Source organism: Streptomyces sp. NPDC012827, from assembly GCF_042900905.1.
GTDB classification, from domain to species: Bacteria; Actinomycetota; Actinomycetes; order Streptomycetales; family Streptomycetaceae; genus Streptomyces; species Streptomyces gulbargensis.
In genome coordinates, this window is the sequence record NZ_JBIBBY010000009.1 from 289,373 (window position 1) to 302,844 (window position 13,472).

Here is a 13,472-nt window from a genome sequence, read left to right on the forward strand (position 1 = left end):
TGCTGTCGGAAGGCAACCATGATGTCGAATTACTCGGACTGGCAGGACCGGATGCTGCGAGCGGTTTGGCGGCACGGGGAGCAACTCCCCGAGGAGGTGCTGACGTGGATGGCCGAGCTGTACGGCGAGCGCGGAGCAATTCCGGAAGCGGAGTTCTGTGATTCCTGGACCGCGCGAACCTTCTCCATGGCGAGATCGGCCTTCGAGACGGTCAGCAAGTCGGTGGAGCAGGACATCGGAAAGGCCACCACCGGCGACGGCTTCACCTACCTCACCTACGTGCGCGACCCGGAAATGGGACCGGTCGGCGAGGTCCACATCAAGTCGGCGCAGGTCTCCACACCCGACTCGGCAGACGTTCTGTGCGCCATGGCAGAAGGAGTGCAGGAATTCATCATGAGCCACCATCGCGTGACCTGGCCCGTGTGCGGCGAGCACAATCGCGGTCTGCATGTCGATCACGTCCATGAGACCCCGGTCTGGACATGCACGGGCGGGACCCCGGGCGGTCACGTGGTGCGAGCGATTGATCCCGCCGTTCAGATGTAGATCACCGTGCGGTTCCTGACCGGGCGGCTGAGCCGGGCGGCAGGAGATCGGGACACGTCGACGGCCTCTTTCCGCCGCACGTCACGTCCTGCTCGCCCGCTCGTGACCGCACGACAGATCTCAGGCGCCGGTCCGCCCGTCGACGAGCTCGCGCACGACGTCTAGGTGGCCGTTGTGGCGGGACGTCTCTTCGATGAGGTGGAGGATCACCCAGCGGAGATCGACGTGGCGGCCGATCAGCGGTGAACCCGGGAGTGGGGCCTTGCGGGCGTCTTCGGCGGACACGCCCTCGCACTTGGCTCGCGCCGTGTCACGGACGTAGTCCAGGAAGGTGGCCAGCTGGGTACGCTCGTCCCACGTGGGAGGCGTGTCGGTTCGTTGAGTCGTCGCGGGGAGTCTCCCGCAGTTCGGAACGGGTGTCGATGCAATTGATCGCAAGCACCGTCACGTGCCACAGCCCCGACTTCCCCGACACGGCTCGTCGCTCAGTCGATACAGAACTCGTTGCCCTCGACGTCCTGCATGACGATGCAGGACTCGTTCTCCTCGTCGGCGTACAGGGTGCGCACGTGGACCGCTCCCAGCTCGGTCAGGCGGGCGCACTCGGCCTCCAGGGTCGCGAGGCGCTCGGCGCCCACGAGGCCGGTGCCGGCCCGCACGTCGAGGTGCACCCTGTTCTTCACGACCTTGCCCTCGGGAACCCGCTGGAAGTAGATCCGCGGGCCCTTGCCCGAGGGGTCGACGGCCGCCGACCACGACTCCTCGCCCTCCGCCGACGCCGGAATGACGTACCCCAGCAGCTCGCACCAGAAGCGAGCGACGCGCGCGGGCTCCGCGCAGTCGAAGGTGACCTGGAATTCCTTGATCGTTGCCATCCGCGCACCGTATCGGGGGGAACCGCGCCGCTCAAGCGGGTTTTTCAGTGGACGGAGAAACCGCCGTCGACGAAGAGCGACTGGCCCGTGACGTACGCCGAGGAGGCGCTCGCCAGGAAGACGGCCGCGCCCGCGAAGTCCTCCGCCAGCCCGTTGCGGCCGACCATCGTGCGCGCCGCGAGGGCCGCCACCTTCTCCGGGTCGGAGGAGAGACGCCGGTTGAGCGCGGTCATCACGAATCCCGGCACCAGGGTGTTGGCCGTGACGCCGTACGGGGACCAGGCCTCGGCCTGGGAACGCGCCAGGGACTCCAGGGCGCCCTTGGACACGCCGTAGGCACCGCTCTGCACGAAGGCGCGGTGCGCCTGCTGCGAGGTGACGTGGATGATCCGGCCGAAGCCCCGCTCGGCCATGCCGGGCCCGAAGCGCTGCCCGAGCAGGAACGGCGCCTCCAGGTTCACGGTCATCGTCGTGTCCCAGACCTCGTCGCCCAGCTCGCCCATGGGCGGACGGAGGTTGATCCCGGCCGAGTTGACGAGGATGTCGGGCTCCCCGAACACGGCGGCGGCCGCCTCGGCACCGGCCTTGATGCCCTCGCGGGTGCTCAGGTCGGCGCTGACCCAGCCGGCGCGGCAGCCCTCGGCCGTCAGCTCCTCGACGGTCGCGACGAGCTCGGCCTCCTTGCGGGCCAGGACCACCACGCTCGCCCCGGCGCGGGCGAGCGCCCCGGCGATGGCCCTGCCGATGCCGGAACTCCCGCCGGTGACCAGGGCGGTGCGGCCTTCGAGGGAGAAGAGGCCGGAGAGGTATCCGGCGGGCGTGCTGCTGCTCATCTGGTCTGCGCTCCTCGCGTCGTACGGCACCGGCCCCTCCGCGTGCGGATGGAGGGCCGGTACACGCATCCTCGCAGACGCGACTCAGGCCAGGCGGGCGAGGAACTCCGTCCAGGCGGCGGGCGCCACGGTGAAGTGGGGCCCCTCCGGGACCTTGGAGTCACGGACGTGGACGGTGGAGGGGCAGGAGGCGACCTCGACGCAGTTGTCGCCGTCACCGCTGCTGTAGCTGGACTTGTGCCAGGAGAGGGCGACTTCGACGCAGTTGTCGCCGCTTCCACTGCTGTAGCTGCTCTTGAACCAGGTCAGGTCAGTGGTGCTCATAGTGCTCCTCGGATCTCCCGCAGCAGGCTCACGGACTCCTCAGGGGACAGAGCCTGTGCCCGCATCCTGGCATACCGCTGCTGGAGGATGCTGACCACTTTGGGGTCGGAGATGAGCTGGCCGGTCTCCTGGCCCTCGCAGTACGCGTACCAGGCGTTCTCCTCGGTCTCCAGGAGGCACAAGGGGCCGCCGAGCCCCGCGTGGTACCTGCGTGACTGCGGCATGACCTGGATGTCGATGTTGCGCCGCTGGGAGAGGTCGAGAATGTGGTCGAGCTGCTCGCGCATGACCTCCGGGCCACCGATCTGGCGGCGCAGGACGTGTTCCTCGATGATGAAGCTGAAGATCGTCTCCGGGCGCTCCGTGAGGATGCGCGCCCGCTCCATACGCGTGATCAGGTTTGATTCGATCTTGTCGTCGCTCATCGCGGGGATCTGCTCCTCGAAGAGCGTCCGGGCATAGGCGGGCGTCTGGAACAGGCCCGGCACGAGCCGGTTCTCGAAGGTGTACAGCGTCACCGCCAGTGGCTCCAGCCCCGCCCACTCCTCGAACCACTTCGCAAGTCCCGCCTTCCGCGTCAGGTGCTTCGCCGCCGCCTTGATCACCCCGAACGCGTCCAGCACCTCCTCCGCGCGGATCACGAACTCCTTCGACGGAAGCCGTCGGCCCTGCTCGATGGAGGCGGTCATCGGGACCGAGTAGCCGACTCGCGGAGCGAACTGTTCCTGCGTCAGGCCCGCCCGTCTGCGGAAGGCCTTGACCACCTCCCCGAATGCCTTCAGGCTCTCCGACGTCTCCGGTTCGCTTCCCTTCGGGACCTCGTCCGTCACCCCGCCACCTCCCGTACCCGTGTGATCACGCCGAACGCGTCCATGTTCACCGATAGTCACCGGTACGGTCCAGAGAGTGAACCCGTACGCTGTGCAGCGTACGGGTTCCTGAGCTGGCAACTCGCCCCGGTCGGCGCCACATTGGCCCCATGACCTCCCCCGTGACCCGCGAACAGCCCGTCACCGTACGTGTGTTCGCGCAGCGCTTCAGCTCCACCCCGCGCGGAGCCCGACTCGTCCGCCGGCTCGCGCTGCACCAACTCCAGCGCTGGGACATCCCCTACGGCTCCGAGACCTCCGACACCGTCGGGCTGCTCGTCGCCGAGCTCGCCGCCAACGCCGTCACCCACGGGCGGGTGCCCGGGCGCGACTGCGAGCTGGTGCTCGCGTACACGCCCGGGCTGCTGCTCCGGGTCGACGTCTCCGACACCCGGGGCGAGCGGCGCCCGGCCCCCGGGGGCCGTGGCCCCCTCGACGAGGGCGGGCGCGGGCTGCTCCTCGTCGGGGCGCTGGCCTCACGCTGGTCGGTGCTCGACCGGGTACCGGTCGGCAAGACCGTACGGGCCGAGCTCGACCTCAGCCCGTCGGGCGGGGAGCCGGGGCGTATCCCGCCGGGCGGGTCGTGAAGGTGCCCCGGCCCTGGGTCCGGCCGCGCAGGCGGGACGCGTAGCCGAACAGTTCGGCGAGCGGGACGGTTGCCGACACCACCGCCGTACCGGCGCGGTTCGCCTGGTCCGTCACCCGGCCGCGCCGGGCGGCGAGGTCACCGAGGACCGCGCCGACGAACTCCGCCGGGACGGTGACCGTGACGTCGGCCACCGGCTCCAGGAGCGTCATCTCGCTCGCGCGGAGCGCCTCGCGCAGCGCGAAGCGGCCCGCCGTGCGGAACGCCATCTCCGAGGAGTCCTTCGGGTGCGTGGCGCCGTCCGTGAGCGTGACCCGGACGCCCGTCACCGGGTGGCCGCCGAGCGGGCCCTCGGCGAGGGCGTCCCGGCAGCCGGCCTCGACCGCGCGCACGTACTCCTGCGGGACGCGGCCGCCCGTGACCGCCGACGCGAAGGCGAACTCCTCGTCGGACCCGGCCGGCTCGACGCCGATGACGACATGGGCGAACTGGCCCGCCCCGCCGTCCTGCTTCACGTGCCGGTACAGCAGCCCGCTGACGCCCTTCGCCACCGTCTCCCGGTACGCCACCTGGGGGCGGCCGACCGCCACCTCGACGCCCCGGTCCCGGCGGACCTTCTCCACCGCGACCTCCAGGTGCAGTTCGCCCATGCCCGACAGGACGGTCTGGCCGGTCTCCGGGTCGGTCCGCACCACCAGGGACGGGTCCTCCTCCGTGAGCCGGGCGAGGGCCGTCGCCAGCCGGCCGGTGTCCGTGCTCCGGCGGGCCTCCACGGCGACCGAGACCACCGGGGCGGCGGTCGTCGGCGGTTCCAGGACGATCGGCGCGGCCGGGTCGCACAAGGTGGCCCCGGCGCGGGCGGACTTCGGCCCGACGACGGCGACGATGTCACCGGCGCGCGCCTCCTCCACCTGCGTGGCCCGGTCGGCCTGGACGCGCAGGACGCGGGCGATCCGCTCGGCGCGGCCGGTCGCGGTGTCGAGCACGGTGTCCCCCTTCCGGAGCGTGCCCGCGTAGACGCGGAGGTAGGTCATGCGGCCGGTGGCGGTCGCGTGCACCTTGAAGACGAGCGCGGTGAACGGCGCCGCCGGGTCCGCCGGGACCGTCCCCCGCACCGGGCGCATGTCGGGCGGCGCCGGCAGGTACGCGACGACGGCGTCCAGGAGCGGTTCGACGCCCCGGTCGCGGTAGGCCGAGCCGCCCAGCACGACGACGGCCTCGCCGCCGAGCGTGAGGTCCCGCAGGGCGCTCCTCAGCGTCCCCTCGGACAGCGCGGAATCCGCGCAGAACTCCTCCAGGGCGCCCGGGTGCAGCTCCGCCACCGCCTCCTCCAGGGCCCGTCTGCGGCGCCGGGCCTCGTCGCGGAGCACGTCGGGGACCTCCTGCTCGGTGTACGTGCCGCCGCCGTCGGCCCACACGTACGCCCGCATGCGGACCAGGTCCACGACGCCGGTGAAGCCGTCCTCGCGGCCGATGGGCAGCTGGACGGGGAGCGGGACGACGCCCAGACGGCTACGGATCGACTCCACGGCCGCGTCGAACCCGGCCCCCGCCCGGTCCAGCTTGTTGACGAAGGCGATCCGGGGGACGCCGTGCCGGTCGGCCTGCCGCCACACCGTCTCGCTCTGCGGTTCGACGCCCGCGACGGCGTCGAAGACGGCGACGGCGCCGTCCAGGACGCGCAGCGCGCGCTCGACCTCGTCGGAGAAGTCGACGTGGCCGGGCGTGTCGATGAGATGCAGCCGGTGACCGGCCCAGTCGCAGCTGACGGCGGCGGAGAAGATGGTGATGCCCCGGTCCCGCTCCTGCGGGTCGAAATCCGTGACGGTGGTGCCGTCGTGGACCTCGCCGCGCTTGTGGGTGGCGCCCGTCAGGTACAGGATCCGCTCGGTGACGGTGGTCTTCCCGGCGTCGACGTGGGCCAGGATGCCGAGGTTGCGGACGGTGGTGCTGTCAGGGGTACGCACGGTCTCGTGCCTTTCGCTGCTGCGTGAGGAACAGGGCAGCGCGATTCCCGGACGGCGGTCAGGAGGGTGACGCCGTCACGGGCGGCGATGGCGGGCGCGCAGCCGCCACCGCTCGGCGGGGGAGGCGAGGATCACGTCGTACCGGGTAGCGGGGGAGGACACGACGGCGGCGCGACGGCAACGCACGGTCCTCTCCCCTCGGTCGGTCGGCACACGGCACCGCACGCCGTTCGGTGCGCGGTGCCGTGAGTCTAGGGAGGGCGAAAGCCCGTGCGACAGCGGTTTTTCTAGGCGGCGGTCGTGGGGTCGGCGGGCTGGAGCAGGTCCCAGCGGTTGCCGTACAGGTCCTCGAAGACGGCGACCGAGCCGTACGGCTCGTGGCGCGGCTCCTCCAGGAAGCGGACCCCGGCGGCGGTCATCCGGGCGTGGTCCCGGGCGAAGTCGTCGGTGTGGAGGAAGAAGCCGACCCGGCCGCCCGTCTGGTTGCCGATCGCGGCCGCCTCCGTCTCGTTCTTGGCGCGGGCGAGGAGCAGCCCGGCGTTCCCGAGACCGCCGACCCCGGCGGCGCCGCGCGGGCGGACGACGACCCAGCGGCTGCCGTCGCCCCGGTCGGTGTCCTCGACGAGGTCGAACCCGAGGGCGTCGGTGTAGAAGGCGATGGCCTCGTCGTACTCACGGACGACGAGGGTGACAAGTGCGATGGACGGCATCACCCCAACGTAATACGCGGAACGGGCGGAAATCCACGCGCGTCGACCCGCGCCCCGGAGCGGGTGACCCTCGCGCGGACGAGGGTCGCACCGAGGGTCGGTGCGGGGCGCGGCCAGGGGCCTGTCCGGAGCGGTGCCGGGCCGGCGCGGCCCTCCCGGGCGCGGTGCGAGAATGCCGGCATGGACGCGGACGGGTTCGACCGGCTCGCCGCCCGGGCGCGGGCCCTCGCCGAGCCGGGGCAGCGGCGGATCCTCGGGCTCGCCGGGCCGCCCGGCGCCGGCAAGTCCACGCTCGCCGCGCGCCTGGCCGACCGCCTCGACGGCCTCGCCGTCCTCGTTCCCATGGACGGCTTCCACCTGGCCCAGGCGGAGCTGGAACGCCTCGGCCGGGCCGGCCGCAAGGGCGCGCCCGACACCTTCGACGCGGCCGGGTACACCGCGCTCCTCGCCCGGCTCCGCACCCCCGAACCCGGCGTGACCGTCTACGCCCCCGCCTTCGACCGCTCCCTGGAGGAACCGGTCGCGGGGTCCCTGCCGGTCGCCCCCGAGGTCCCGCTCGTGATCACCGAGGGCAACTACCTCCTGCACGACGAGGGCCCGTGGGCCCGGGTCCTGCCCCTCCTGGACGAGGCCTGGTACCTGGACCTGGACGACGGGCGGCGCGTGGAGCGGCTCGTCGAGCGGCACGTCCGCTTCGGCAAGGACCGGGCGCGGGCGGAGCGGTGGGTCAGGACCTCGGACGAGGCGAACGCGCGCCTCGTGGCCCGTGGCCGGCACCGCGCGCACCTCGTCGTCCCGGTGCCGTAGGCCGTGTCTTTCGGATCACCTTGCGGACCAGATGGGATGCCTGCGAGGTGGAGGGCGGCGAGGTGGACGGTGGCGGTCTTGTCGTAGCGGGTGGCCGAGCCACGCCATTGCTTGATCTTGTTGATGCACCGCTCGACGGTGTTCCGCTGCTTGTGCGCTTCACGCTCGAAAGCTGGAGGACGTCCACCGCGACTGCCGAGCCGTTTGCGGTTCGCTGCCTGATCGGCCGGCTGGGGGATCACCGTCCGGATCCCGCGGTGCCGCAGGTAGGTGCGGATCGCGCGGGAGGAGTATGCCTTGTCCGCGAGGACCACATGAGGCGTCGTCCGCGGTCTGCCGACTGGACGAGGCACCCGGACTCTCGCCATCACCTCGGGGAGTGCAGGGGCGTCACCCGCTTGGCCGGGTGTGATGACGAAGGCCAGTGGACGGCAGCGGCTGTCGGCCACCAGGTGGATCTTGGTCGTCAGCCCGCCACGAGACCGTCCCGGTGCATGATGGTCCGGTTCGTCGGCCAGAGCCCCTTTTTGTGGGCCCCCGCCGCGTGCTGGTGGGCGCGAACGATGGTCGAGTCGACCGCGACGATCCAGTTGAGATCGCCCTCGACGTCGGCCTGGGCGAGCAAGGCGGTGAAGGCCCTTTTCCAGGTGCTGTCGGCAGCCCACTTGCGCAGGCGACCGTGGACGCCCTTCCACGAACCGGAGTGCTCTGGCAGGTCTGTCCAGGGAATGCCGGTGCGATACTTGTATACGATCGCGTCGATCACCTGCCGGTGATCCCGCCACCGCCCACCCCGCCTCGGCGTTCGATCCGGCAACAACGGCTCGATCCGCGCCCACTGCACCTCGCTCAACGACACGCCCCAGCGTACGACCCGCATCTGCCGACGCAACGGCTTCCCGCTCTGCCGGTCAGAGAGGTCGCAGGACCGGATGGCCTTACGGAGCGCGAAGGGCGGTCAGAGGCGTTTGTAGGCCGTGAAGGGCCTGGAGGGTTCCGCCTGGTCCCCGTAGCGAGCGACGATGAGCCGGTCCTTGTACCCGAAGATCTCGTCCGCGCCGTCCAGTTCTTCGGGCAGATCGTAAACATCGTGCTGGTCGCCCGTGGCCGGGTCGAGGACATGGAGGCGTGCGTGGTCCCCCCAGGCGAGGACGGTGAGCTTCCCGTCCTGGAGGAGGAACTGGTCGCCGACGTCGCCGTCGAGACGGTCGTCGTCGCGGGTGCCACCCCAGACGGGCTCGCCGGTGGCCAGGTCGAAGGCGGTCAGGCGGTATTCGTGCCGGCTGATCCTGACCGTATGGTTGGGCACGACGTAGAGCCTGCTGTCGTCCACCGCCGCCGTGAGCCGGTCGGAGAGCTCGATCTCGCCGTAGGAACCGCTGAAATCGATCGGCGGGTTCGGGCGTCCGTTCCGACCGAAGGAGACGTAGGCCCCTGAGTTGGAGTCGCCGGAATCCGAGGCGGCCACGACCAGCGGGTCGGCCGAGACGAACTCCACCCTGGTGTCCCAACGGATGGCACTCCGGCCCCCGAGCGGGGCGGACCACAGGAGCGCGCCGGTGGCCGGCGCGAAGGCGGCGGCGTGCAGTTCGGCGCCCTCCGGGAACTCGTCTTCCTGCTGAGTGCCGGTGCTGCCGCAGGCGAGGAGGGCGGCGACCTGACGCTCCGCCACCGCGGTCCGGCCCGGGACGCAGCCTTGGGGCAGGGCCGCCTTCCAGCGGGACTTCCCGGTGCGCACGTCCACGGCATGCAGGCCGTCCTTCTTCACGAGCACGGCGATGCCGCCGCCTGCGGACACCGAAGAGGGCCGGAAGCGGTCGAGACCGCGATCGGTGGCGGCGTCGGGGGCCTGCCAGAGCTCGCGGCCGTTCTTCATGTCGATCGCGACGGCGGTGGCGCAGGGTTCGCCCTTGGCCAAGGCGGAAGCGCCGTCCGCGTCACGGGTGAGGATCAGGACGGAGCCATCGGTGTCGGCGGCGGCGTGGCAGACCGCCGAGCGGCCGGGCGGCACGTACTCCCAACGCCGTGCGCCACTGGAGGCGTCGTATCCGCGCACCGCGTCGAAGCGGCTGTGGACCAGGGTGTCGCCGGACAACCAGGCACCGTTGCCCTGTGTTTCGCCCTTGCGGTCGACGGGAGTGTCCCAGGCGACGCCCATGTCCTCGGCCCACGAGAAGCCGCACCCGGCAGTGAGCGAGCAGAGGGCGACCAGGGCCGCCGCCGTCCTGACCAGGGGGCGCCCGATCCGTCTGCCCGACCGTACGTCGTTCACCTGCGTGGTCATGTCCACTCCCCCCCGAGCGGTTGCCGTCGACGGCCCACAGGACATCCCTGCGTTCCTCGGCGGCGATCATCATAGGGAGCCGCTCCACCCGGACGGAAGGCACGTTCCCCTGGCCAGCCGACGAGGTGCGTGCAGATGCAAGGCGGACGAGGGGATCCATGCGGAGATCGGCGATCGACGACAACGCGTCACGGGGAGACCTCTCGTGCCCGCGGAGCTACCGATGAACGTGCCAGACGCCACGAGCCCGGCAAGATCCGAAAGACACGGCCTAGCCGTCCGGACCCCGCCGAGGCTCCGGGCGCGGCGCCGACCCCCGTGCGGCGCCGCCCCCCGTACGGCACGCCCTCAGGAACGGCCGCCCCGCGCGTGCGTGGCCGCCGCCTCCGCGAACGCCCGGACCAGCGGGTGCGGCCGGGTGCCGTCACCGGCCAGCTCCGGCTGGAAGAGGGTCGCCAGGAAGAACGGGTGGGAGGGCAGTTCGGCGATCCGCACGCCGCCCTCCTCGTCCTCGCCCGTGAACCGCAGGCCGTGGGCCCGCAGGACGTCGAGCCTGCGGCTGTCGGGGCCGTACGCGCAGTGGTAGCGCTCCTGCGTCCGCGCGGCGCCCAGGGCCCGTTCGGCCAGGGAGCCCGGGGCGACCCGGACCGGGCCCTCGTGGCCCACCAGGGAGCAGGCGAGCGGCGCGATCACCAGGTCGTCCTCGCCGGCCGCCGGGTCGTTCTCGGCATGGGCGGCCCGCTCCAGACCGCAGACGGAGCGGGCGTACTCGAGCAGCGCGTGCTGGAAGCCGCCGCAGGTGCCGAGGAAGGGGATGCCGTCCTCGCGGGCGGTGCGGATCGCCGCGAGGGCCCCCGCCTCGCTGGCGTACGGGCTTCCGGGCAGCACCCACACGGCGTCGAAGCCCTTCACCGCGCCGGGCGCCTCCGCGTCCGTCGTGGGGATCCAGTACGCGTCGAGCGCGAGCCCGTCCCGCTCCGCGAGCGCGTCGAGGAGCACGGGGATCCGGACATGCGAGGTGACGTGCGGGGAGCGGTCGCCGACGAGGGCGATCCGGGGAGCGGTGTGCGTGGTCATGCGCTCCATCCTGCGGAGCCGCCGTGGTGCACGTCCAACGATGATCTCTGCTTCGACCATCACGAGAACTGATGCCCGTCTCGTTAGGCTGAGGCGCATGAGCACCCACGGAACAGAGCGGGGCACCGGCCCGGGGACGGACCAGGACTGGGAGGACCGCGTCGCCGCCCTCTGGCAGCGGTTCGACGCCCACGACCCCGCCGGCTTCCGGGCCCGGATCGCCGAACTGGCCGCCGAGAGGCCCGGGGACGACGCCGCGGCCCTCTTCGAACTGGGCGCCGCCCACGACTCCACCGGGCTGCCCGAGGAGGCCGTGGACCTCTACCGGCGGGCCCTGGACCGGGGCCTCACCGGGCCGCGCCGCAGGCGGGCCGTCATCCAGCTGGCCAGCAGCCTGCGCAACCTCGGCCGGCCCGACCGCAGCGTCGAACTCCTCACCGCCGAGCGGGACATCCCCGCCGACCGGCTCGACGCCGACGAGCGGGCCCTCGCCGGAGCCGTGGATGCCTTCCTCGCGCTCGCCCTCGCCGACACCGGCCGGGACCGCGAGGCCGCCTCCCTCGCGCTCGGCGCCCTCGCCCCGCTGCTGCCCCGCTACAACCGTTCCCTCGCCCACTACGCCCGCGCCCTCCTCACCGCCCCCGACGGCTCCTGACCGGACCGGGCGGCACCGCACGTGGACCCGCACCTCCTCCGCACGTACGTCACCGTGGCCCGGCTCGCCTCCTTCTCCCGGGCCGCCCGCGAGCTCGGCTACACCCAGTCCGCCGTCTCCCAGCACATCGCCGCCCTGGAGGCCGACCTCGGGCTGCCCCTGCTCGCCCGGCGGCCCGTCGCCCCGACCCCGGCGGGCGAACGGCTCCTCGAACACGCCGGGGCGCTGCTACTCCGGATCGACGCCGCCCGCGCCGACCTGGACCGGTTCGCCGCCGCGCCCCGCGCCACGCTCACCGTCGCCGCCTCGGCGCTCGCCCTGCACCCGCGCGTCCTGGCCGCGCTGCCCGCCACCGGGGTCACCCTGCGCGCCCTGGACCGCGACCGGGTGCCCGCCGCCGTCGCCACCGGCGAGGCCGACGCCGGGCTCGTCGACGGGGTCGCGGCTCCCAGCGACCCGCTCCGCCTGCCCGACGTGGCCCCGCTCGCCGCGACCCGGGTGGCCGAGGAGCCGCTCGCCGTCGTCCTCCCCGCCGGCCATCCGCTGGCCGGCCGCTCCGGACTGCGCCTCACCGACCTGGCCGACGCCCGCTGGCTCGACGCCCCCGCCGCCGGCATCGCCCTGGACCGGCTGCGGGCGGTCCACGGCGGGCCCGCCGGACGGGGTTTCCGCGCCGCCCTGCGCTACGAGGGCTCCGACCCCCGGGCGCTCGTCGCCCTGTCCGCCGCGGGCCACGGCCTCGCGCTGCTGCCCCTGCCCGTGACGGAGGGGGTGCCCGGCGCCGTCACCGTCCCCCTCGTCACCCCCCGGCTCGTGCACCGCACCGAGCTGCTGCTGCCCGCGGCACCGGCCGGACAGGGCGAACCCGGCGGCCGCCTGGGCGAGTTCACCCGCAGGCTGCGAGGCTGACACACCCACTCGCTACCCTGTGGCCAACGGCGAGGGAAGGCGGGCGGGCGTGGGGTGGCTGCGACGAGGGCCCAGGCGGGACGGCGAGGACGCGCCGAGGGATCCGCGCTTCGCGTACTTCTCCGAGCGCGAGGCCGCCCTCTTCCGGGGCGGCGTCCGGTCGGCCTTCGCCGAACTGGGCCTGGAGGTCACCGTCTACGCCGACCACGTGATCGACGACCGGGGCCGGCAGTTCGGCCTCGGCAACCTCGCCGCCGTCTGCCACCAGGACCCCCGAGGCCCCCGCGTCTGGCCGCGGCTGATCCACCGCCACATCGGCCTGGTCGTGAAGGCGATGGACGGCCCGTCGGCCCTCGACACCCTCCCGCCCGAACAGATCCGCTCCCAGCTCTACCCCCGGGTGGTCAGCGGCGAGGGCATCGACCCCGACACCTTCGGGTACGCCAGGAGCCTCGCCCCCGGTCTGTACGAGGTCCTCGCCCTCGACCTGCCGGAGAGCGTCATGACCCTCACCGACGAGGCCCTCGACCGGCTGGGCGACCCGGCGCGGCTGCGCGACCGGGCGCTGCGGAACCTGCGCGGGCTGCCCGTCGAGGAGCACGAGACCGTCCGGGACGCGGACGGCGTCTCCTTCGAGGTCATCCTCGGCGACTCCTTCTACACCGCGAGCCGCGTCCTCGACCTGGACGGCGTCGTCCGGCGGGTCACCGGGCTGCCGCTCGGGGAGCACGGGGCCCTGGTCGCCCTGCCCTTCCGGCACCAGCTCGCCTTCCACCCCATCCGGGACACCAGCATCATCCCGGCCCTCGGCACGATGGCCTCCTTCGCGGCCTCCGGGTACGAGGACACGCCGGGCGCCATCAGCCCGTACGTGTTCTGGTGGCGGGACGGCACGCTGACCCAGCTCAGCGAACGCGACGCGGACCGGGGCGGTCTGCGGATCGTCGTGGGCGACGACTTCCAGGAACTCCTGGAACACCTCATCGCCCAGGGACCCGACGGCCGCTGACCCCCGGGGCCGGCCGGG

Annotated in this window: 15 protein-coding genes and 1 pseudogene; 6 read left to right on the forward strand and 10 right to left on the reverse strand. The window is 72.8% G+C overall.

Features of this window, described 5'->3' with window-relative positions; all coding sequences use genetic code 11:
• The first annotated feature begins 18 nt into the window (after positions 1 to 18).
• Positions 19 to 549 carry a hypothetical protein gene (locus ACFY60_RS21385; protein WP_388612456.1) on the forward strand — a complete coding sequence of 177 codons (531 nt, stop codon included), beginning with the start codon at positions 19 to 21 and terminating at the stop codon, positions 547 to 549.
• A 120-nt stretch (positions 550 to 669) separates the two neighbouring features.
• On the opposite strand, the gene ACFY60_RS21390 is transcribed toward ACFY60_RS21385, so the two are convergent.
• From ACFY60_RS21390 to ACFY60_RS21410, 5 genes are all read right to left on the reverse strand, one after another.
• Positions 670 to 978 carry a DUF664 domain-containing protein gene (locus tag ACFY60_RS21390; RefSeq protein ID WP_388612595.1) on the reverse strand — a complete coding sequence of 103 codons (309 nt, stop codon included), beginning with the start codon at positions 976 to 978 and terminating at the stop codon, positions 670 to 672.
• A 56-nt stretch (positions 979 to 1,034) separates the two neighbouring features.
• Entirely contained in the window at positions 1,035 to 1,424 is a 390-nt protein-coding gene (locus ACFY60_RS21395) for a VOC family protein (RefSeq protein WP_388612458.1), read from the reverse strand.
• Between the two features lie 44 nt (positions 1,425 to 1,468).
• On the reverse strand, positions 1,469 to 2,257 hold the full coding sequence (locus ACFY60_RS21400; RefSeq protein ID WP_388612460.1) for an SDR family NAD(P)-dependent oxidoreductase: 789 nt from the start codon (positions 2,255 to 2,257) through the stop codon (positions 1,469 to 1,471).
• An 84-nt stretch (positions 2,258 to 2,341) separates the two neighbouring features.
• The gene (locus ACFY60_RS21405; protein WP_388612462.1) at positions 2,342 to 2,581 is read right to left on the reverse strand and encodes a DUF397 domain-containing protein; all 240 of its coding nucleotides are present in this window, start codon (positions 2,579 to 2,581) and stop codon (positions 2,342 to 2,344) included.
• A complete protein-coding gene (locus ACFY60_RS21410) occupies positions 2,578 to 3,411 on the reverse strand; it encodes a helix-turn-helix domain-containing protein (protein ID WP_388612464.1) in 834 nt (277 codons plus the stop codon). The genes ACFY60_RS21405 and ACFY60_RS21410 overlap by 4 nt, the downstream gene beginning before the upstream one ends.
• Before the next feature lie 149 nt (positions 3,412 to 3,560).
• On the opposite strand from ACFY60_RS21410, the gene ACFY60_RS21415 reads away from it, so the two are divergent.
• The gene (locus tag ACFY60_RS21415; RefSeq protein WP_388612465.1) at positions 3,561 to 4,037 is read left to right on the forward strand and encodes an ATP-binding protein; all 477 of its coding nucleotides are present in this window, start codon (positions 3,561 to 3,563) and stop codon (positions 4,035 to 4,037) included.
• Here ACFY60_RS21415 and fusA read toward each other — a convergent pair.
• The gene (fusA, locus tag ACFY60_RS21420) at positions 3,988 to 6,003 is read right to left on the reverse strand and encodes an elongation factor G (RefSeq protein WP_388612467.1); all 2,016 of its coding nucleotides are present in this window, start codon (positions 6,001 to 6,003) and stop codon (positions 3,988 to 3,990) included. The genes ACFY60_RS21415 and fusA overlap by 50 nt on opposite strands.
• Positions 6,004 to 6,290: 287 nt before the next feature.
• Positions 6,291 to 6,713, reverse strand: a complete 423-nt coding sequence (locus tag ACFY60_RS21425) for a VOC family protein (RefSeq protein ID WP_388612469.1) — start codon at positions 6,711 to 6,713, stop codon at positions 6,291 to 6,293.
• A 180-nt stretch (positions 6,714 to 6,893) separates the two neighbouring features.
• Between ACFY60_RS21425 and ACFY60_RS21430 the strand changes: the two genes are divergently transcribed.
• A complete protein-coding gene (locus ACFY60_RS21430) occupies positions 6,894 to 7,520 on the forward strand; it encodes a nucleoside/nucleotide kinase family protein (RefSeq protein ID WP_388612471.1) in 627 nt (208 codons plus the stop codon).
• Positions 7,521 to 7,564: 44 nt separating this feature from the next.
• On the opposite strand, the pseudogene ACFY60_RS21435 reads toward ACFY60_RS21430, so the two are convergent.
• From ACFY60_RS21435 to ACFY60_RS21445, 3 genes and pseudogenes are all read right to left on the reverse strand, one after another.
• Positions 7,565 to 8,400: pseudogene (locus ACFY60_RS21435) on the reverse strand (IS5 family transposase); the annotation flags it as partial.
• 78 nt (positions 8,401 to 8,478) lie between these two features.
• Positions 8,479 to 9,804, reverse strand: a complete 1,326-nt coding sequence (locus ACFY60_RS21440) for a PQQ-binding-like beta-propeller repeat protein (RefSeq protein ID WP_388612473.1) — start codon at positions 9,802 to 9,804, stop codon at positions 8,479 to 8,481.
• A 348-nt stretch (positions 9,805 to 10,152) separates the two neighbouring features.
• Positions 10,153 to 10,881: a hypothetical protein gene (locus ACFY60_RS21445; RefSeq protein WP_388612475.1), complete on the reverse strand. Its 729-nt coding sequence runs from the start codon at positions 10,879 to 10,881 to the stop codon at positions 10,153 to 10,155.
• Positions 10,882 to 10,978: 97 nt separating this feature from the next.
• Here ACFY60_RS21445 and ACFY60_RS21450 point away from each other — a divergent pair, with 97 nt between their 5' ends.
• Genes ACFY60_RS21450 through ACFY60_RS21460 form a run of 3 tightly spaced genes read left to right on the forward strand, consistent with a single transcriptional unit; the run spans position 10,979 to position 13,454 of the window.
• Positions 10,979 to 11,536 carry a tetratricopeptide repeat protein gene (locus tag ACFY60_RS21450; RefSeq protein WP_388612477.1) on the forward strand — a complete coding sequence of 186 codons (558 nt, stop codon included), beginning with the start codon at positions 10,979 to 10,981 and terminating at the stop codon, positions 11,534 to 11,536.
• Between the two features lie 21 nt (positions 11,537 to 11,557).
• A complete protein-coding gene (locus tag ACFY60_RS21455) occupies positions 11,558 to 12,445 on the forward strand; it encodes a LysR family transcriptional regulator (RefSeq protein WP_388612479.1) in 888 nt (295 codons plus the stop codon).
• Positions 12,446 to 12,494: 49 nt separating this feature from the next.
• A complete protein-coding gene (locus ACFY60_RS21460; RefSeq protein ID WP_388612481.1) occupies positions 12,495 to 13,454 on the forward strand; it encodes a hypothetical protein in 960 nt (319 codons plus the stop codon).
• The last annotated feature ends 18 nt before the right edge of the window (positions 13,455 to 13,472 follow it).

Bases quoted from the DNA above. Each gene is read 5' to 3' on its own strand.
- ACFY60_RS21440 (WP_388612473.1), bottom strand. From the start codon at position 9,804: ATGACCACGCAGGTGAACGACGTACGGTCGGGCAGACGGATCGGGCGC.
- ACFY60_RS21400 (WP_388612460.1), bottom strand. From the start codon at position 2,257: ATGAGCAGCAGCACGCCCGCCGGATACCTCTCCGGCCTCTTCTCCCTC.
- ACFY60_RS21425 (WP_388612469.1), bottom strand. From the start codon at position 6,713: ATGCCGTCCATCGCACTTGTCACCCTCGTCGTCCGTGAGTACGACGAG.
- ACFY60_RS21445 (WP_388612475.1), bottom strand. From the start codon at position 10,881: ATGACCACGCACACCGCTCCCCGGATCGCCCTCGTCGGCGACCGCTCC.
- ACFY60_RS21450 (WP_388612477.1), top strand. From the start codon at position 10,979: ATGAGCACCCACGGAACAGAGCGGGGCACCGGCCCGGGGACGGACCAG.
- ACFY60_RS21405 (WP_388612462.1), bottom strand. From the start codon at position 2,581: ATGAGCACCACTGACCTGACCTGGTTCAAGAGCAGCTACAGCAGTGGA.
- ACFY60_RS21415 (WP_388612465.1), top strand. From the start codon at position 3,561: ATGACCTCCCCCGTGACCCGCGAACAGCCCGTCACCGTACGTGTGTTC.
- ACFY60_RS21395 (WP_388612458.1), bottom strand. From the start codon at position 1,424: ATGGCAACGATCAAGGAATTCCAGGTCACCTTCGACTGCGCGGAGCCC.
- ACFY60_RS21385 (WP_388612456.1), top strand. From the start codon at position 19: ATGATGTCGAATTACTCGGACTGGCAGGACCGGATGCTGCGAGCGGTT.
- ACFY60_RS21430 (WP_388612471.1), top strand. From the start codon at position 6,894: ATGGACGCGGACGGGTTCGACCGGCTCGCCGCCCGGGCGCGGGCCCTC.